Below are 17,884 nucleotides of genomic sequence, written 5' to 3' on the forward strand. Positions count from 1 at the left end.
GATACAATACCCAAACCCTAAAGTTACAAGGAGATAGCGATGTTAGAAGTTGCTGGAATCGAACTAATGCAACAAGCAAAAAGTGTGAGAGATATCGATATTAAAGACAAAAAAGTTCTAATTCGGGTCGATTTCAATGTTCCAATGGATCACGAATTCAATATCTCTGATGACACACGGATACGAGAAGCACTCCCCACAATTAACTACTGCATAGACCGTCAGGCAAAAAGCATCATACTAGTCAGTCATCTTGGTCGTCCAAAAGGAAAAGATTCTGACTTTTCCCTTAAACATGTATTAAAAAGAGTCGAAAGACTTTTGGGCAAACCTGTTGTTTTTGCAGATGATATCGATACTGCAAAAAGCATACAAGCCACTCTTAAAGATGGGCATATTATTCTGCTTGAAAATATTCGCTTTAATGCCGGAGAAGAGAAAAATGATCCAAAATTGGCTCAAGAACTCGCAAGCCTTTGTGATGTTTATGTCAATGATGCTTTTGGAACAAGCCACAGGGCACATGCAAGCACATATGGAATCGCCCAATTTGTCCCTCATAAAGTTGCTGGATTTCTTCTCAAAAAAGAAATTGACTCTTTTGCAAAAGCCTTTACCAATCCTCTCAAACCCGTCTTGCTTATCGTAGGAGGAAGCAAAGTTAGCTCTAAACTTGCTCTCCTTAATAACATTCTTGACTTAGTTGATAAGATTATTATTGGTGGAGCTATGAGTAACACCTTTTTACAAGCCCAAGGGTTTAATATGCAAAAATCTCTTGTGGAGAGTGAATTGGTGCAAGAAGCAGGAAAAATCCTTCAAAAAGCGAAAGAAAAAGGGGTAAAAGTCTATCTTCCTGTAGATGTTGTCTCAACCGATGATCTTAAATCGCACCAAGAAATCAAAATCACTCCAGCACAAGACATCCCAGAGAATTTTATGGCTGTTGATATTGGCCCTGCTAGTACAAAACTTTTCAATCAAGTCATTCGCGATAGTCAGACAATCGTTTGGAATGGGCCTCTAGGAGTTTATGAGATTTCTCAATTCTCAAGAGGCACATTCAACATTGCTCATAGTATTTCTGATACCTATGCTTTTAGTTTGATAGGTGGTGGAGATACAGCTGATGCAGTTGAGAGGGCAGGAGAGCGTGACAATATGAGCTTTATCTCAACAGGTGGAGGAGCCTCCTTAGAACTCCTAGAAGGAAAAGTGTTGCCAGCCTTTGAAGTATTGGACAAAAGAGATTAGGAGAAAGCATGGACATCTTTATCAAAGCAAATCAATCTACGATTCTCAAACAAGATGTTCATGACAAAAAACACAATAGTATTTTATGGATTGATCTTTTCCGTCCTACAACTGAAGAGATTAGTCAAATCGCGCAAATTTACAACATCGAGATTCCAACACAAGAAGAACGAGAAGAAATTGAAGAGAGTGCAAGATATTGGGAAGATTCTCAATCCATCACAATTAACACCTACTTCCTAATTCCTCTAAGGGATGAAAAGCGCTTTGACAACCAAAGTATTACTTTTATTTTGCATGAGGATATCTTATTTACCGTAAGATACTCTGATTTGAGAGTCTTTGATGATGTGCAACGCATTATGCTAGCCAACCCTCAAATGTTTAATGACGGCTTTGATTTGTTTAGCAAAATCTTAGAGATTCGCGTTGAAAGAGATGCAGATATGCTAGAAGGCTTTGCACGCTCCACTAGAGCATTGCGTAAAAAAATCTTTGATAAAGAAATGGATGATGAAGTTTTGCATCAACTTTCAAGACTGCAAGAATTCAATATGACCGTTAGAGATTCTTTATTTGATAAGCGAAGGTCTGTTGCTGCGATGCTCAAAAGCATTCGCCCTTCTTCAGAGATCAAAAAAAATCTTGTCATTATTCTTAAGGACATCAATTCTCTCATCGAATTTGCCAACACAAGCATGAACGCTCTTGATAATGTCCAAGGGCTTCTCACTAACCAAATCAATATCGAACAAAACAAAATCATCAAGCTATTTACCGTTGTAACTGTTGCGATGATGCCCCCTACTTTGATTGGAACAATTTATGGGATGAATTTCAAAGTCATGCCTGAGCTTGATTGGGAGTTTGGATATCCCCTTGCGATTTTTTTAATGATTCTCTCCACATTATTCCCTATCCTGTATTTCAAGAAAAAGGGATGGCTACACTAACTTTTTATTATAGAATACGCCCTTTTGATTTTTGCAAAAGGAGCAAATCCAATGTTTGAATGGATTTTTTCACCAGAAGCTTGGCTAACCCTCATCACCCTTACAGCCTTAGAAATCGTTTTAGGGATTGATAATATTATTTTTATTGCCATTCTTGTCAATAAGCTACCCCAACACCAAAGAGATCGTGCAAGGATTTTTGGACTCTCCTTGGCAATGTTTTCTCGCATCGCCCTCTTGGCTTCACTTTTTTGGATTATGAAACTCACAGAACCTCTTTTTTCTCTGCTTAATATTGAGATTTCTGGGAGAGATCTTATTTTGATTCTTGGAGGTGCCTTTCTTCTTTATAAAAGTGCAACAGAAATCTATGAGCAAACGCAACCCCATCACGAAAACCAAGATTCTAAACCCAGCAAGGGGTTTATGACAACACTTGTGCAAATTGCAATTTTAGATATTGTTTTTTCCCTTGATTCTGTCATCACCGCAGTGGGAATGGCGCAAGATTTAGAAATCATGATTATTGCCATTATTATTGCAGTTGGCGTAATGCTTTTTGCAAGTAAAGCAATCGCTCAATTTGTAGATACTCATCCAAGTATCAAAACTCTTGCTCTTGCGTTTTTATTTATGGTTGGAATCGTCCTCATTCTAAGCGGATTTGATATTGAGGTGCCAAAAGCCTATGTTTATTTTGCGATGGGCTTTTCTTTGGCAGTTGAACTTCTCAATATTTATATTCGCAAAAATTCTAAGCTCTCCTCTTAAGGAGAGTCTCCTCCTACTTCAATTCCTCTACATTAGAAGGAGCGCAAGCCTCTTGCAAATAGGGGTTTTTAAGTATCTTTCTTTCCTTTAGCTCACATAAAAAATCTGAAATCTCTTTCACTCTAATGAGTTTTGGAACATTGTCATTGCTCGCACCAACAATTCCCAAAAGCTTTCCATCGTGAGTATAAAATCCCTTACCATAAGCATATTTATAGCCCTCAAAATCATTGCTTTCTTTTTGTGCTACTTGCTTTAGATTTTCTTGCAAGATATTTTTTTCTGTTGCAAATGAGTTGAGTGGAGTGATATAAGGAGCATATACAACCGCAGGATTGCTCTGAGTGGGATGTTTAAATACATCAACCCAATGGCTAGAATAAATTCTGTCATGATAAAAGCTTTTTGGGCGCTCATTGCAATACATATCAGTGTAGTTTAAAGTTTCCAAAATCGCCAATCCCTTCTGCAAATCAAGTGCTTTGATTGAAAGCTTAGCCACACAAATAAAGGGTAGAGAAGAATCATCTTGCATCATCGCATAACTAGATCTTGCATAAACATTTTTATCATATACCATATTAGCAGATGTGACAAACATCCCATCACGGAGCAAAACACCATAACTGCGTTTAATGCTTCCATCCAAAAAAGTGGTTGTGATCACTGCTGTGCCATAAATCCATTGCTTTTTAAAACTAATCTGTGCTTTTTTCTCCTGAGCTTCTGTGGTCTGCTCTGTAAGTCCCACATAAGGATTCTCTACATCCATTGATTGTGCGGTATCTTGTTTGGCTTTTTGATGTCGTGATTGCTTATTTTCCAGAGCTGTAGAGCCTTTGATGATGCTCTTTTTTTGCTCTTTTTGTTTTTCAGCATCAACTTGTTGCATTGATTCTTGGAGTATTTTTTGTTGTTTAGGACTGAGATTAAAGTGCTTTTGAGGATATTTATCAGGAATCTCATTTTCCGAAGCAAAGACCATTATACAAAGTCCCAGATAAAAGAAAAAAATTCGCATTGTCATCCCTAGAGGCTTGAAATATCGATAGAATAAAACTCTATGTAAAATTACCACAAGAAAAAGGAAAAAAATGTCAAAAGAAATTAAAATCTATGAAATCACGCCAGAAGAAATTCAAAAAACAAAATACGCCATCATCCACACCTCCAAAGGCGACATGGTTTTTGAACTTTTTGGCGAACACGCTCCTCAAGCTGTGACCAATTTCTCCACACTCTCTAAAGATGGTTTTTACAAAGGGTTAAGTTTTCATCGCGTTATTCCTGGATTTGTCGCTCAAGGTGGATGTCCTATAGGAAATGGTTGTGGCGGTCCAGGATATGCAATCAAATGTGAAACACAAAATAATCCACATAAGCATATCAAAGGTGCATTATCTATGGCTCATGCAGGAAAAGATACAGGAGGAAGTCAATTTTTTATTTGTTTTGCTCCACAACCTCATCTAGATGGGGCACACACTGTCTTTGGACAAATCATTGATGAAGAAAGTCTTAAGATTCTAGATAGCCTCAAGCAAGGAGATTTAATCGAGGATATTGAGATTTTTGAAACAAATCCTCTATCCTAAATAACCTAGCTCTCATAAGAGCTAGCTAGCTTTTATTGAGGGAGCGTTTGTAAAACTGTTTGAAGAGAAGGTTTTGTCGAAAAATACTTTTCTGCCTCTTCTTGAGTTATTTTTTTCCAAATCAGTTTTTTTCCAAATCCCCATACAGATGCCTTAACAACAAGATCCCCATTTTTATCAAACCATGCACTTGCATCATAAGTTTTTCCATTGGCATAGTTATAAATTTTTCCTCCACTCCATTCATTTTTATCTTTGACAAGATTCCAGACAAAAATAACTCCATTCATATCTCTACCACGCAGTTTCTCATCTGGATTGTTTTGATCCTTGCTTGCACTTCCATCTGTATTTGCAAAACCATAAGCAAAATATTTTTGATCCTTCTGAAAGATCTCAACCACAGCTTGCACCCCTCTTTCATTTGGATGCGTTAGATAGTAACCCTCCAAAGTTTGAGCATATATTCCAACACACATTAAAATAAAAAAGAAAAATTTTTTTAACATTTTTATCTCCTTTTGATTGTTTCCTTCACAAGTAAAAGAACCAAGGATTTTGACATAAGAGTGTAATGAAATGCAGCAAAGTGGTATTACTTCAAAACTATCTCGGAAAATAAGTTTTTGTTACAATTTTGATTTATTTTGCAGACAAAGGAAAAGAATGCATTATTTTCAAAACAAAGCTTTTAGAACTTTTTTAGCAATTCTTTTTATTGAAACTTTTATTTTTTTTGGACACAAAATTATTATTCTAAATACAATTTTTCAAGCTCTTGAGGGGAATCAAAAATTTTTCTTAAGCATTCTTGAGGGTCTTATCTTTCTTCTTCCGATCTTTTTTTGCTTCTATCCTTCGGCATTTTTGGCTGAAACATACAGCAAAAACAAAATGATCCAATTCTCTGCTTGGACTTCCCTAGCCCTATCTCTTATTCTTGCACTTTGCTATAGCCTAGGTGCTTTTTGGCCTGCTTTTATATTTAGCATTTTACTTGCTTGCCAAAATGCTCTCTTTTTTCCTAGTAAAATTGCCTATCTCAAAACACTCTACTCCTCCAAAGATTTTACACGCACACATTCCATCATACAACTGACAACAATCGCTTCTGCGCTATTTGGACTTCTTCTTTTTGGTGTGCTTTTTAAGATTTTCATCTTTGAATCATATTCTTTATCTGAAGCTCTCATTTCCTCCAAATTTGCAGGCATTTTATTTGTTCTCTTTTCATGTTTTGAAATCATTCTAAGCTACAGACTTCCACAAGATAGTATTTCAAACTCTAACTCATCATTTCCTTCAATCTCCATTCTTTTAAAAAGCTTCTTGTCTCATCCTAGACTTTTTCCATTGATTGCATCAAGCACCCTATTTTGGTTTTTGGCTCAACTTTGTTTCATCGCCTTTCCCTACTACACACAAACTCAAGAAATACAATTGCTCCCCTTGGCAATTATTTGCTTAAGCGGAGGAGCAATCACTGGAGCATTATTCACCTATTTGCTCTCTAAAAATTATCTAGAACTTGGCCTCCTTCCCTTTGGTTTTTTGGGCATCACTTTTTGTTTTGGATTTTTTTCCCTTTCACCCTCTCTAATTACTTCACTTTTCTTAGCTTTTTTGCTTGGACTTAGTGGAATGCTTATTCTGATTCCCTGTTTAGCTTCCATTTTTAGAGAATCTTCTCATTTAGAACAAACTCTTGCACACTATCAACTCGCTCAAGCAATAGGAATGATGCTCGCTTCATTGATTACGCTTTTCTTTATTTATCTTGCTTTTGATGCATCACTCATTTTTATGGTTGGCTTTTGGGGTGCACTCATTGGATCGCTTTATTGCATTTCTAAGCAACCCTTTATCCTTGTGCGTTTTTTACTTACATTTGCTTTCAATCAGCGCTATCGTTTGATTGTTGAGGGATTTGAAAACATCCCCCAAAATCAAGGGGTTTTACTTGTAGGAAATCATATGTCCTTCATTGACTGGGCAATTGTTCAAATGGCAATCCCACAAAGAGTATATTTTGCTATTGAACACAATATCCACTCCAAATGGTATATTAAGCTCTTTCTTAATCGTTTTGGAATCATCCCCCATTCATCTTCTCATGATCTCATTCTTCAAATGAATACCCTCCTTTCTCAAAATCAAATCATCTGCTTTTTCCCAGAGGGTGCAGTTTCAACACATGGGCATCTCAATGAATTTAAAAAAGACTTTTCACACGCACTCAATGAAAATTCCCTCATCGTTCCTTTCTATATCAGAGGGTTATGGGGAACAAGCTTTTCTCGTTCCAATGAGAATTTCAAAGCCCGCAATCATTCCCTTCTCGATAAACGCAATATCACAATTGCCTTTGGAGAAACTATGCCTCCACAAACTCCCAAAGAGAAAGTAAAAAATGCCATCTTTGATCTTTCATTTGTCGCTTGGAAAAGCCAATGTCAGACAATGCAAACATTGGGAAGGACTTGGATTGATATTGCTAAAACTCATTTATTTCAAACAAGCATCATTGATCCCATAAGTGGGAAATTTAGTTTTGGAAAAGTCTTGGCTTTGTCATTATTACTTTCACAAATGCTTAGAAAAACCTCAATAGCAAATCCGCAAGGTGAATTTGCCCCATCTAAAGAATGCATTGGGATTTTACTTCCCGCCTCTTTTGCTTCATCACTCTGCAATCTCTCTATTCTTCTAGCTTCCAAGATTTCTGTCAATCTCAATTTTACATCTGGCTCAAATGCACTCAACCTCGCTATCCAATCAGCAGGAATTAAACGCATCCTTACCTCCCAAACCTTTCTTGATAAACTCAAAGATAAGGGAATCACACTTGAATTTAGTGGAGTTGAGATGCTTTATATGGAAGATTTAGTCAAAGAATTCAAAGCACAAAAATCTAAACTCATCAGATATCTTCTTATGGCTTTCTTATTCCCAAGCAGGCTTCTAAAGAGATTTTTCTCTCCAGAAGAAAACACACAAGAGGTTGCTTGCATCCTCTTTAGTAGTGGGAGCGAAGGGATTCCCAAAGGAGTTATGCTAAATCACCAAAACATTATGAGCAATATCGCCCAAATCTCAGATGTCCTATGCGTGCAAGATAATGATGCAATTCTCTCCTCTCTTCCACCATTTCACGCTTTTGGCTTGACAGCCACGACCTTTCTTCCTCTGCTTTCTGGAATCCAAAGCATTACATATGCTGACCCAACAGATGCTTTTGGGATTGCTCAAACAGTCGCAAAATACCAAGCTACAATTATGTGCGGAACCTCAACATTTTTAGGAATCTATGCACGACACCCCAAAGTCGAACGATTGATGTTTGAGAGTTTAAGAATCGTTGTTTCAGGTGCAGAAAAACTCAAAAGTGAAACACGCAATGCATTTGAGAATAAATTTCAAAAAGTTATTTTAGAGGGTTATGGAGCTACAGAAACAACACCTGTTGTAAGCGTCAATCTTCCTTGCAAATTTGATGCTGAAAATGAAGAGATTCACAAAGCCAATAAAGTAGGAAGTGTAGGGATGCCCCTCCCTGGAACAACGCTCAAAATCGTCGATCCTGAAAGCATGGAAGAGCTTCCTCACCGCCATGAGGGCCTTGTGCTTGTAGGTGGACATCAAGTGATGGTTGGTTATCTCAACAATCTTGCAAAAACACAAGAAGTGATCGCAGAAATAGATGGAATGCGATGGTATAAAACAGGGGATAAGGGTTATTTAGATGAGGATGGATTCCTTTATATCATTGATCGCTATTCACGATTTGCCAAAATTGGAGGAGAGATGGTAAGTCTTGGCGCAATTGAAGAAGAAATCACAACAATGATTGAAAAAGATGAAAAACTCAAAGGATGCAAATGTGTTGCTGTGGCTCTGGAAGATAGTAAAAAGGGGGAGATGATTGTTTTGCTTACTCAAATGCCTGCTGATTTGCAGTCAGATCCAAAAGAGATGCACTCTCTTCTTGCTGAGATGATCAAACGCTCATCTCTTCCAGCAATCGCCAAGCCAAAACATTATTTTTTAGTTCAATCCATCCCGCTTTTGGGATCAGGGAAAGTTGATCTAAAGGGAGCAAAAGATCTGGCAAAATCTCTTGCCAAATAAAATTGAGCTTGAAATTTTATTAACTCGTATTGCTCCCTTGTCGATATAATCCCACAACCCATTTTTAAGGCTCAATATGGAAAACAATAAACATCTTTTAACAATGTCCATTCTCGCCTCTCCCAATATGGCAAACTTCAGTGGAGTAGTTCATGGCGGGGAAATTCTCAAGCTTCTTGATCAAGTTGCTTATGCTTGCGCAACACGCTATTGTGGAGTTGGCGTTGTCACCCTTGCTGTTGATCAAGTTCTTTTTAGGCATCCTATTCCTATAGGCTCTTTGATGCATTTTTATGCTTCGATTAATTTTACAGGAAATACAAGTTGTGAAGTGGGAATCCGCACAGAATACGAGGACCTCAAAACCCAAAAAAGAATCCACTGCAATAGCGCATACTTCACAATGATTGCGCTTAATGAGAAAAAGCAAAAAGTTCAAATTCCTCCTTTTGTCCCTCAAAATGAAGAACAAAAACGCCGATTCCAAGAAGCCAAAGAAAGAAGAGAAAAACGATTTGGATAATTGGTCCCCATCGAGCTGGAGAAATCATCTCATCAAGCAAGCTCCATCTTATGAAGACCAAGAAGATCTGCAAAGAGTTGAGCAAAAACTCTCCTCCTACCCTCCTTTAATCTTTGCAAAAGAAGTAGATCTTTTAAAAACCAAACTTCAAAAAGTCGCCCTAGGTGAAGCATTTATCTTGCAAGGCGGAGACTGTGCAGAAAGTTTTTCACGCTTTAGCGCAGATTCCATTAGAGATTTTTATAAATTAATATTGCAAATGAGCATCATCTTAGGATTCTCTAGCCAAAAAGAAATCATCAAGCTTGGACGCATTGCTGGACAATTTGCCAAACCAAGAAGTCAGGATTTTGAGGAGAAAGAAGGCATTAAGCTTCCTATATTTCGAGGAGATATGATCAACTCCCTTGATTTTAATCCATCTGGTCGCAAGCATGATCCTCAAAGAATGCTTCAAGCCTATCATCAATCTACCGCAACACTCAATCTCTTGCGCGCCTTCTCCAAAGGAGGAATGGCAGATTTTCACCTCTTTGCTCAATATATTCTTGATTTTGCACAATCCCACCCCCTTGCTCAACGCTATAAAACCCTAGCCAACCAAATCTCACAAGCTCTTTGTTTTGCACAAAGCTGTGGAATCAATCTAGAAACCATGAGTAATTTCTGCGAATTTTTCACCAGTCACGAAGCCTTACTTCTGCATTATGAAGAAGCTCTGTGTCGCACAGACAGCCTAAGTCAGCAGTTTTATGATTGCTCAGCTCATTTTCTTTGGATTGGAGAGCGCACACTAAGCTCTCCAGCTCATCTTGAATTCATTAGAGGGATTCAAAACCCAAAAGGACTCAAAGTAAGCACTCGCACACCTATAAATGAACTTCTAAAAGCCTTAGATCTACTTAATCCTTCCAATCAAAAAGGCGAAATTGCGCTGATTATCCGTATGGGAGAGGAAGGGATACAAACTCGCCTTCCTCCTCTTATTCAGTCAATCCAACAACACAAAAAAGAAGTCATCTGGATGAGTGATCCAATGCATGGCAATACAATGACAAAAAATGGAATCAAAACACGCCAATTTTCAAGCATCATCAATGAATTGGCTCACTTTTTTAGCATTACGCGAGAATTTGGTGTTTATGCAGGAGGAGTGCATCTTGAAATGACGGGAGAAGATGTTACAGAATGCATCGGCGGAAGCATTACTCAAGAAGGGTTGCAAAAAAACTATATCACCCAATGTGATCCAAGACTCAATGCTACCCAATCTCTAGATCTTGCTTTTTGGCTTGCTGATCAATTTGAGGTTTTTATATGATTACTCTTATCGACAATCACGATTCTTTTACCTATAACCTTATCTATCTTTTAGAAAAGTTACAAGTTGAAATTAAAGTTTTTTTCCCAGAAAATGTTGATTTTAACACTCTTGAGCAATCCACCCATCTACTCCTCTCTCCTGGCCCTAAACATCCAAAAGATACGCCCATTAACCAAGAAATTATTTTGCGTTTCTATCAACAAAAACCTATTCTTGGAGTCTGTCTTGGACACCAAAGTATCGCCCAAGCCTTTGGCGGAAAAGTCACAAGAGGGAAAGAGCCAGTCCATGGAAAAACTTCAAAAATCACATTTAAACCAAATCCTCTTTTTTACCATTTGTCTCAAAATTTAGAAGTGATGCGTTATCACTCGCTGATTGCTCAAACCCTGCCTGATACTCTAGAGGCGATTGCATGGAGCGAAGATGGTGTGATTATGGGCTTAAAACATAAGCTCTATCCTACCTTTGGCGTTCAATTTCATCCAGAATCCATCCTCTCTCAAGGCGGAGAACAGCTTTTAAAAAATTTCTTAGAAATTTCTTTCGATTCTCTTCCTTAAGCTTTGTGCATTAAGGCCTCTTGATAAGCATTGTGAAATGCTGTGAGAAAATCCCCTTGAGTTGTTTGATATGGGTTGTGGTGTTTTTCAAGCTGACTTTGATAGACCTTATTGAGGCGATAAAGCGATTGAGCTGCAAAAATCTTTTCACTCTCAGTCATTTCCGCAGTCGCCCTTAAAAATGCACGATATTCATCATCACTCATTCTTTCTAAAATAGAAAGACCATAAGTCTGACGCTGGATTTCCCCCAATGGAGGGATGGAATTTTGCTCTTGTTCTCTTGATGCCCTATCTTCTTTTATTTGATTTGGATCGCCAATATTGGCATCTTTCAAGTATTGGGATTGAAGTGTCTGCGTATTGTGAGAAAATGGTTGATATGAAGTTTGAATCTGCATCTTTTCTCCTTTTCTTCTTTGCAGAAGAAAAGCAAAAAAGATTCCTAAATTTTAGAAAAAATCTCCAAAATCACCTCTGCTGTTTTTTGTGCATCTTCCATTGACATCATCTGATGACAAGGAATAGAAATCTCAGCATTATAAAAACGCTCAGTATTATAAAGAGGAGACTGTACAAAAGGGCGATATAAACTCAAAAGATGAATGGGTTTATAATGCACTTGGACACCTAGACCACTTTTTTGCATCAAGGAAAAAATACTTTCTTTGGCACACCAATACTTTTGCTTCAAGAAAATAGGATAAAGATGGCGAGAACTTTTTATATGCGAAGGAATCAAAAGAATATCAAAGCAAGGATGATTGGCAAAAATCTGATCATAATATTGTGCAATCTTCTCTCTTTGAGCGATAAATAGATCAAGGCGCTTAAGTTGAGATCTTCCAAGAGATGCCGAAAAATCATTCATTCTAAAATTAAAACCGCTTTGTAGAACATCACTATTCCACAATGCTTTTTTAATCACTCCATGAGAGCGTACAAGCCTTGCTTTTTGATATATCTCCTCACAATTTGTTGCAAGAGCTCCCCCTTCGCCAGTAGTAATAGGTTTTAAGGCATGGAAGCTAAACACACTCGCATCAGCCAAATTCCCAATCTTTTTCCCCCTATACTCTCCACCCATACTATGAGAACTATCAGAAATAAACATTACTCCATAATCTTTAGCAATCCTTTGGATCTCTTCAACCTCGACACTTTTGCCTGCATAATCCACACTCACAATGGCTTTTGTTTTGGAAGTGATTAGTGATGGAATCTTTTTTTCATCAATATTGCCATCTATTTTAATATCACAAAACACAGGTCTTGCACCATTTTCAAGAAGCATATTAGAAGTTGCAACAAAACTCAATGGCGTTGTAATCACTTCACAATCCTGCACTCCTATTGCTCGATAAACACTGAACAATGCAGAAGTTGCAGAATTAAAAACAAGGGCATATTTCACACCCAAATATTGTGCAAGCTCTTGCTCAAAAGCCTCAACTTGCTTCCCCTGAGTAATCAAATCAGATTGCAAAGCCTCTATGACGGCTTGAATATCATCTTGATTAATTGATTGTCTACTATAAGGATTCATGCGATCAAATCGCGGAAAGATGAACTTAGACGTTCAGCATTGTGGGCATTTTTGAAGTTTGGATGCTTAAGCTTTTTCTCATCAAATCCAACCTCTTGCTGAGTATGAAAAAAATCTTCTATCTCTTGCTCTGTTTTTTTAAGCAAATTCTTAATTTGAACTTGGATTTTTTCTACCCCATTCCTCATATTGCTAACTTGATTTGATGAAATTTGATTTGATTCCCTGATCTTAAAATGTTTCGCCTCATTCAATAACGGAGAGAGCTTTGCTTGCAGATTTTTAATCTTAGCAATGAGATTTTGCTGAGTATTTTGATACTGAGCTTGATGATCAAGACTTTCTAACTCTCCAAGCTCTTTTTGGATTTGATCAAATGATACGCCAAGAGCTTGTAGTTTGGCAATCTGTTGATTTGCTTTTTTGAGCTCAACAAAAGCCGTATTTTGTAACCTATCCCTCTCTTTATCTTTTGATTTTGTTTTTTTGACATCAAAAGACCCTGCAGGGGGGACTGTCCCTAAAATATGAGTCTGATAAGACTCAATTTTCATTTACAAAACTCCTCTTCAAGGTATTTTGTATAAATACGCGATTGTTTGAAATCTTGATTTTCCATCATTGCAATATGAAAAGGAATCGTTGTTTTAATCCCATTAATCTTGAACTCTTTAAGAGCTCTTCTCATTCGGATGATAGCCTCCTGTCGCGTCCTTCCCCACACAACCAGCTTGCCAATCATAGAATCATAATGCATAGGCACAGTATAGTTACAATATGCATGGCTATCCAATCTTACATGTGATCCCCCAGGTGCAATCCATTGTGTAATTTTTCCTGGACAGGGCAAGAACGTCTTTGGATCTTCAGCTGTAATTCTGCATTCAATTGAGTGACCCTTAAAAGTAATTTCTTCTTGAGAGGGAAGCTTTTCTCCCTCAGCAATACGTATCATCCACTCAATCAAATCAAGCCCACTCACCATTTCACTTACAGTGTGCTCAACTTGCAAGCGTGTATTCATTTCCATAAAATAAAAATCTTGATGGTTTGAATCAAGCAAGAACTCAAAAGTTCCAGCCCCCACATATCCTATAAATTTTGCTGCTTGCACCGCAGTTTGAAGAAGTTTTTCTCGCACTTGAGGCGAGAGAACAACAGCCGGAGATTCTTCGATTAATTTCTGCTGTCTTCTTTGTGCAGAACAATCACGCTCGCCAATATGAACAACATTTCCGTGCTTATCTGCCAAAATTTGAACTTCAATATGCTTAGGCTTATTGATAAATTTTTCCATATAAATGGTTCCATCACCAAATGCACTCAAAGCTTCACTTTCTGCAGCCAAATACGAATTAGTGAGTTGATCTTCAGACATCACAACTCTCATCCCCCTTCCACCACCGCCTGCAGCAGCTTTAATAATCACAGGATATCCAATCTCAGAAGCAACCTGTCGCGCTTCATCCAAATCTTTTAGTGCCCCATCACTTCCCATAATCACAGGAACTCCTGCCTGTTTCATAACATCTTTAGCTTTTGATTTGTCACTCATCAACACCATAACTTCAGAACTTGGTCCGATAAACTCAATATTATGATGTTTACAAATTTCAACAAAATGTTGATTTTCACTCAAAAAGCCATATCCTGGAAAAATTGCATCGGCTTCAAAAAGCTCTGCAGCACTAATAATTGCAGGAATATTCAGATAACTTTCACTTGATTTTTCCTTTCCAATGCAAATCTTTGCATCTGCAACATCTAAATAATGTGCATCTTTATCTGCTGTAGAATAAATCGCTACAGCTTCTTTTCCCATTTCCTGAATCGTGCGAATTGCTCTAAGAGCAATCTCACCACGATTGGCAATCAAAACTCTTTGTATCTTCTTCATATGCATTAAATCTTTTCTACTTTAATAAGTTTTGATCCAAACTCAACAGGCTGTGCATCATTGGCAACAATTTCTACAATTTTGCAATCAAACTCTGCTTCGATCTCATTCATAATTTTCATCGCCTCAACAATCCCAATCACCTGACCTTTTTTAATTTTATCTCCAACATTTACATAGGGAGAAGCATTGGGAGATGGACATCGATAAAAAGTCCCTACCATAGGAGATTCGATAAACAATCCACTTTCTACACTTGGAGCTTGCTGAACTTCAACTTGAGTAGGCTGAGCAACCACAACTTGTGGAGTCGCTTGAGGCAAGTTCTGAGAAACATAAGAAGATGTCGTTTTTTCGAGACAAAGTTCAAATTCTCCATCCTTAAGAGAAATCTTAGACATTTCTTTTTGCGAAAAAAGCTCAATTAATTTTTCTATTTCTTTAAGATTCATTATCAATCCTTAATATTTAAAATAAACATTTATTCATCTAATTATGATAGGAAATCCCCATCAAGTGAGCCTTCAACTCTGTATTTATAAGCAAGTTTGCTATCATAACATAAAACAAAATTTTAAAATTCTTCATTTTAAGGATAAGAAATGGGTCTTAAATCAGATAACTGGATTCGGGAAATGAGTCTAAAGCATGCAATGATATCCCCCTTTTGCGAAAAACAAATTGGGCGAGGTGTTGTAAGTTATGGACTTAGCAGTTATGGCTATGATATTCGCATCAGCGACGAATTTAAAATTTTTACAAATATTAATGCAACGGTTGTTGATCCCAAGAATTTTGATTGTGCAAATGTTGTGGAACACAAAGGAGAAATATGTATTGTTCCGCCCAATTCTTTTGCCCTTGCCTCAACAATAGAATATTTCAAAATGCCACGAGATGTCTTGGCGATATGCTTGGGGAAAAGCACTTATGCTCGTTGTGGAATCATTGTAAATGTCACTCCATTTGAGCCCGAATTTGAAGGACATATCACAATCGAAATCAGCAATACCACACCCCTTCCTGCCAAAATCTATGCAAATGAAGGGATCGCTCAAGTGCTCTTTTTGCAAGGTGATGAGATATGCCAAACAAGCTATAAGGATAAATCTGGAAAATATCAAGGACAACAAGGAATCACTCTCCCAAGGATTCTATAGCCTTGGCTTTCCTATTCTTATCCCCTTCCAAAGCAAAAAGGAATAGAAGGATCAATCCGAATCAAAATCTAGAAAAAATAAGAATAACGCACAGCATATTTTGCTCTTCCTCTAATATCATCTGTCGAATCAAAAGAGATAGTGTGTTTAGAGGGATCAATATACTTTGAAGAGACCAAATAACTTACACTAAAGCCCAACATCGCTCCAGCCACAACCTGAAAAGGTGTATGCTTTTGAGCCAGAATTCTTGAATAACCAACAAAACTCGCCAAAATAGCTGCAGGAAGAGCTAGCTTCCAGCCATAGCGTTTTTGCAAAAACCCTACAGCACTAAAGGCTGAAGCAGTATGTCCCGAAGGAAACCCTTGAAAATTTGAACCATTGGGCCTTTTGGCAAATTGAACAAGGTTTGAATCTCTTTTGCTTATAGCATGCAGAACCTGCTTGGAAATAAGCACCGCTCCCATAGTAGATCCAAAGCCAATTGCAAGCTCCTTGATTCCCTCATAATCCTTAATCGAAAGAGCATAAATTGCCGCAGCTAAGGGCAAAAACTGAAATATATCCCCAGTGCGCTCTATAATCCGATGCGCCTGAGTTTCCGCTTTTATATTCTGAACAAAAAACAAACAAGAAAATAGAACCAAACAACATATCTTTTTCATTCTAAAACTCTTACAAACTAAACTTAAAACAATTTTAATCGCAAAAACCCAACTAAGCTCAAAGTTTAAAAGGAATTTTTTAAAAGGAGAGAAATTATATTTATGGTATGCCCAGAGGGATTCAAACCCCCGACCTACAGGACCGCAACCTGTTGCTCTATTCAGCTGAGCTATGGACACATATTTAAAAGTCTTGAGGGGCGAAATTATACAGTAGAAATACACTTTATTGAGAAAAAAATCCAAAAAATAAATTAAAATTTGATCCTCTATTTCTTGGGCTTTCTTTTGTAGATATTTGGTATCCAAAACTATATATAAGAGGTTAGGATCAATTCAATCAAAAGAACCAAAGACTTTAGAGAAGATTTCATTTAAGATTGGTGGTGATTTTATGCCAGGCATTAAAATGCGTGAAAGCGAATCTTTTGATGAAGGCTACAGAAAATTCAAAAAACAAACTGATCGCAATCTTGTTGTAACAGAGTGCAGAGCAAGAAGATTTTTTGAATCTAATACTGAGAAGCGCAAAAAGCAAAAGATTAATGCAAAGAAAAAGATGCTCAAGCGTCTTTATATGCTACGACGCTACGAGTCTCGACTCTAATTCTTCCCTCTTTTATTGGAGGGAGAAATCTTCTTCAATAAGCTTCATTTTATTATTTCATTAGGTTTTTTATTCTTTTGTAGAATCCTGACTTTATTTTTAAAAACTTAAGGATTTTTTATGAAATTTAGTGGAAAAAATGTACTAATCACTGGTTCAAGTCGTGGCATTGGAGCAGAAATCGCTAAAACTCTAGCAGAGTATGGATTAAAAGTATGGATCAATTATCGCTCAAAACCTGAACTTGCTGATGCCCTACAAAATGAAATCCAATCTTTGGGCGGGAAAGCAGCTGTAATTGGCTTTGATGCTTCCGATGAAGAGGCATTTATACAGGCAATTTCAACTATCGTAGAAAGCGATGGAGAGCTTGCCTACCTTGTTAATAATGCAGGTATCACTAATGACAAATTAGCATTGCGTATGAAAATGGAAGATTTCACATCTGTTCTTGATGCCAATTTAAAGTCTTGCTTCATTGGGTGTAGAGAAGCTCTCAAAATTATGAGTAAGCAACGCAAAGGATCTGTTGTCAATATCGCTTCAATTATTGGAGAGCGAGGAAATGCTGGACAAACTAATTATGCAGCAAGCAAAGGAGGAATGATTGCAATGACAAAATCCTTTGCATATGAAGGGGCAAGTCGCAATGTGCGCTTCAACTCTGTCACTCCAGGCTTTATTCAAACAGAAATGACAGAACACCTTAAGCCCGAGGTTAAGGATTATTATTTACAAAGCATTCCTCTTGGGCGATTAGGAAACCCTCGAGAAATCGCAGAATCTGTTGCTTTTTTGCTTAGCGATGGAGCTTCTTATATTACAGGAGAAACGTTGAAAGTCAATGGCGGGCTATACATGTGATACAAAACTCACATCAAACATAAATATTTTT

The 17,884-nt window shown here is 37.5% G+C and carries 19 protein-coding genes and 1 tRNA gene; 11 read left to right on the forward strand and 9 right to left on the reverse strand.

Features of this window, described 5'->3' with window-relative positions; all coding sequences use genetic code 11:
* Nucleotides 1-39 precede the first annotated feature (39 nt).
* Genes LW137_RS01690 through LW137_RS01700 form a run of 3 tightly spaced genes read left to right on the forward strand, consistent with a single transcriptional unit; the run spans nt 40 to nt 2,978 of the window.
* Nucleotides 40-1,254, forward strand: coding sequence for a phosphoglycerate kinase (locus tag LW137_RS01690; RefSeq protein ID WP_233032691.1), 1,215 nt, complete (start codon nt 40-42; stop codon nt 1,252-1,254).
* Nucleotides 1,255-1,262: 8 nt separating this feature from the next.
* Nucleotides 1,263-2,207 (forward strand): magnesium/cobalt transporter CorA, encoded by a 945-nt coding sequence (gene corA, locus LW137_RS01695; protein WP_233032692.1) that lies wholly within the window; start codon nt 1,263-1,265, stop codon nt 2,205-2,207.
* A 51-nt stretch (nt 2,208-2,258) separates the two neighbouring features.
* Nucleotides 2,259-2,978: a TerC family protein gene (locus LW137_RS01700; RefSeq protein WP_233032693.1), complete on the forward strand. Its 720-nt coding sequence runs from the start codon at nt 2,259-2,261 to the stop codon at nt 2,976-2,978.
* Nucleotides 2,979-2,991: 13 nt separating this feature from the next.
* Here LW137_RS01700 and LW137_RS01705 read toward each other — a convergent pair whose 3' ends face one another.
* Nucleotides 2,992-3,963 carry a hypothetical protein gene (locus tag LW137_RS01705; RefSeq protein ID WP_233032694.1) on the reverse strand — a complete coding sequence of 324 codons (972 nt, stop codon included), beginning with the start codon at nt 3,961-3,963 and terminating at the stop codon, nt 2,992-2,994.
* 109 nt (nt 3,964-4,072) lie between these two features.
* Between LW137_RS01705 and LW137_RS01710 the strand changes: the two genes are divergently transcribed.
* The gene (locus LW137_RS01710; RefSeq protein WP_233032695.1) at nt 4,073-4,573 is read left to right on the forward strand and encodes a peptidylprolyl isomerase; all 501 of its coding nucleotides are present in this window, start codon (nt 4,073-4,075) and stop codon (nt 4,571-4,573) included.
* 32 nt (nt 4,574-4,605) lie between these two features.
* On the opposite strand, the gene LW137_RS01715 is transcribed toward LW137_RS01710, so the two are convergent.
* The gene (locus tag LW137_RS01715) at nt 4,606-5,082 is read right to left on the reverse strand and encodes a DUF2147 domain-containing protein (protein ID WP_233032696.1); all 477 of its coding nucleotides are present in this window, start codon (nt 5,080-5,082) and stop codon (nt 4,606-4,608) included.
* 157 nt (nt 5,083-5,239) lie between these two features.
* Here LW137_RS01715 and LW137_RS01720 point away from each other — a divergent pair, with 157 nt between their 5' ends.
* From LW137_RS01720 to LW137_RS01735, 4 genes are all read left to right on the forward strand, one after another.
* Nucleotides 5,240-8,701, forward strand: coding sequence for an MFS transporter (locus LW137_RS01720; RefSeq protein ID WP_233032697.1), 3,462 nt, complete (start codon nt 5,240-5,242; stop codon nt 8,699-8,701).
* 103 nt (nt 8,702-8,804) lie between these two features.
* A complete protein-coding gene (locus LW137_RS01725) occupies nt 8,805-9,224 on the forward strand; it encodes an acyl-CoA thioesterase (protein WP_233032698.1) in 420 nt (139 codons plus the stop codon).
* On the forward strand, nt 9,163-10,545 hold the full coding sequence (locus LW137_RS01730; protein ID WP_233032699.1) for a 3-deoxy-7-phosphoheptulonate synthase class II: 1,383 nt from the start codon (nt 9,163-9,165) through the stop codon (nt 10,543-10,545). Before LW137_RS01725 ends, LW137_RS01730 begins: the two co-directional genes overlap by 62 nt.
* Nucleotides 10,542-11,111, forward strand: a complete 570-nt coding sequence (locus LW137_RS01735) for an anthranilate synthase component II (protein WP_233032700.1) — start codon at nt 10,542-10,544, stop codon at nt 11,109-11,111. Before LW137_RS01730 ends, LW137_RS01735 begins: the two co-directional genes overlap by 4 nt.
* Here the strand turns inward: LW137_RS01735 and LW137_RS01740 are convergent.
* The 5 genes from LW137_RS01740 to accB are packed head-to-tail and all read right to left on the reverse strand — an operon-like array spanning nt 11,108 to nt 15,006.
* Nucleotides 11,108-11,512 (reverse strand): HP1233 family protein, encoded by a 405-nt coding sequence (locus tag LW137_RS01740; RefSeq protein ID WP_233032767.1) that lies wholly within the window; start codon nt 11,510-11,512, stop codon nt 11,108-11,110. The two genes, LW137_RS01735 and LW137_RS01740, sit on opposite strands and share 4 nt — an antisense overlap.
* A gap of 44 nt (nt 11,513-11,556) precedes the next feature.
* Nucleotides 11,557-12,657 (reverse strand): UDP-4-amino-4,6-dideoxy-N-acetyl-beta-L-altrosamine transaminase, encoded by a 1,101-nt coding sequence (gene pseC / locus LW137_RS01745; RefSeq protein WP_233032701.1) that lies wholly within the window; start codon nt 12,655-12,657, stop codon nt 11,557-11,559.
* Entirely contained in the window at nt 12,654-13,211 is a 558-nt protein-coding gene (locus LW137_RS01750; protein WP_233032702.1) for a hypothetical protein, read from the reverse strand. The genes pseC and LW137_RS01750 overlap by 4 nt, the downstream gene beginning before the upstream one ends.
* Nucleotides 13,208-14,560, reverse strand: coding sequence for an acetyl-CoA carboxylase biotin carboxylase subunit (locus tag LW137_RS01755; RefSeq protein WP_233032703.1), 1,353 nt, complete (start codon nt 14,558-14,560; stop codon nt 13,208-13,210). Before LW137_RS01755 ends, LW137_RS01750 begins: the two co-directional genes overlap by 4 nt.
* Complete coding sequence (gene accB / locus LW137_RS01760) at nt 14,560-15,006, reverse strand: acetyl-CoA carboxylase biotin carboxyl carrier protein (RefSeq protein ID WP_233032704.1); 447 nt, start codon at nt 15,004-15,006, stop codon at nt 14,560-14,562. Before accB ends, LW137_RS01755 begins: the two co-directional genes overlap by 1 nt.
* A gap of 150 nt (nt 15,007-15,156) precedes the next feature.
* On the opposite strand from accB, the gene dcd reads away from it, so the two are divergent.
* Nucleotides 15,157-15,714, forward strand: coding sequence for a dCTP deaminase (gene dcd, locus LW137_RS01765; RefSeq protein ID WP_233032705.1), 558 nt, complete (start codon nt 15,157-15,159; stop codon nt 15,712-15,714).
* 68 nt (nt 15,715-15,782) lie between these two features.
* Here dcd and LW137_RS01770 read toward each other — a convergent pair whose 3' ends face one another.
* On the reverse strand, nt 15,783-16,268 hold the full coding sequence (locus tag LW137_RS01770; RefSeq protein ID WP_233032706.1) for a phosphatase PAP2 family protein: 486 nt from the start codon (nt 16,266-16,268) through the stop codon (nt 15,783-15,785).
* A gap of 217 nt (nt 16,269-16,485) precedes the next feature.
* Nucleotides 16,486-16,562, reverse strand: a tRNA-Arg gene (locus LW137_RS01775).
* 214 nt (nt 16,563-16,776) lie between these two features.
* Here LW137_RS01775 and rpsU point away from each other — a divergent pair.
* Nucleotides 16,777-16,989: a 30S ribosomal protein S21 gene (gene rpsU, locus LW137_RS01780; RefSeq protein WP_027327403.1), complete on the forward strand. Its 213-nt coding sequence runs from the start codon at nt 16,777-16,779 to the stop codon at nt 16,987-16,989.
* A 120-nt stretch (nt 16,990-17,109) separates the two neighbouring features.
* Nucleotides 17,110-17,853 (forward strand): 3-oxoacyl-ACP reductase FabG, encoded by a 744-nt coding sequence (gene fabG, locus LW137_RS01785; protein WP_233032707.1) that lies wholly within the window; start codon nt 17,110-17,112, stop codon nt 17,851-17,853.
* The last annotated feature ends 31 nt before the right edge of the window (nt 17,854-17,884 follow it).

The sequence above is a fragment of the Helicobacter kayseriensis genome, assembly GCF_021300655.1.
Taxonomy (GTDB): domain Bacteria; phylum Campylobacterota; class Campylobacteria; order Campylobacterales; family Helicobacteraceae; genus Helicobacter_G; species Helicobacter_G kayseriensis.

Bases quoted from the DNA above. Each gene is read 5' to 3' on its own strand.
- fabG (WP_233032707.1), top strand. From the start codon at position 17,110: ATGAAATTTAGTGGAAAAAATGTACTAATCACTGGTTCAAGTCGTGGC.
- LW137_RS01735 (WP_233032700.1), top strand. From the start codon at position 10,542: ATGATTACTCTTATCGACAATCACGATTCTTTTACCTATAACCTTATC.
- dcd (WP_233032705.1), top strand. From the start codon at position 15,157: ATGGGTCTTAAATCAGATAACTGGATTCGGGAAATGAGTCTAAAGCAT.
- LW137_RS01700 (WP_233032693.1), top strand. From the start codon at position 2,259: ATGTTTGAATGGATTTTTTCACCAGAAGCTTGGCTAACCCTCATCACC.
- LW137_RS01730 (WP_233032699.1), top strand. From the start codon at position 9,163: ATGAAGAACAAAAACGCCGATTCCAAGAAGCCAAAGAAAGAAGAGAAA.
- LW137_RS01705 (WP_233032694.1), bottom strand. From the start codon at position 3,963: ATGGTCTTTGCTTCGGAAAATGAGATTCCTGATAAATATCCTCAAAAG.
- LW137_RS01690 (WP_233032691.1), top strand. From the start codon at position 40: ATGTTAGAAGTTGCTGGAATCGAACTAATGCAACAAGCAAAAAGTGTG.
- LW137_RS01740 (WP_233032767.1), bottom strand. From the start codon at position 11,512: ATGCAGATTCAAACTTCATATCAACCATTTTCTCACAATACGCAGACA.
- rpsU (WP_027327403.1), top strand. From the start codon at position 16,777: ATGCCAGGCATTAAAATGCGTGAAAGCGAATCTTTTGATGAAGGCTAC.
- LW137_RS01750 (WP_233032702.1), bottom strand. From the start codon at position 13,211: ATGAAAATTGAGTCTTATCAGACTCATATTTTAGGGACAGTCCCCCCT.
- pseC (WP_233032701.1), bottom strand. From the start codon at position 12,657: ATGAATCCTTATAGTAGACAATCAATTAATCAAGATGATATTCAAGCC.
- LW137_RS01720 (WP_233032697.1), top strand. From the start codon at position 5,240: ATGCATTATTTTCAAAACAAAGCTTTTAGAACTTTTTTAGCAATTCTT.
- LW137_RS01755 (WP_233032703.1), bottom strand. From the start codon at position 14,560: ATGCATATGAAGAAGATACAAAGAGTTTTGATTGCCAATCGTGGTGAG.
- accB (WP_233032704.1), bottom strand. From the start codon at position 15,006: ATGAATCTTAAAGAAATAGAAAAATTAATTGAGCTTTTTTCGCAAAAA.
- LW137_RS01710 (WP_233032695.1), top strand. From the start codon at position 4,073: ATGTCAAAAGAAATTAAAATCTATGAAATCACGCCAGAAGAAATTCAA.
- corA (WP_233032692.1), top strand. From the start codon at position 1,263: ATGGACATCTTTATCAAAGCAAATCAATCTACGATTCTCAAACAAGAT.
- LW137_RS01715 (WP_233032696.1), bottom strand. From the start codon at position 5,082: ATGTTAAAAAAATTTTTCTTTTTTATTTTAATGTGTGTTGGAATATAT.
- LW137_RS01725 (WP_233032698.1), top strand. From the start codon at position 8,805: ATGTCCATTCTCGCCTCTCCCAATATGGCAAACTTCAGTGGAGTAGTT.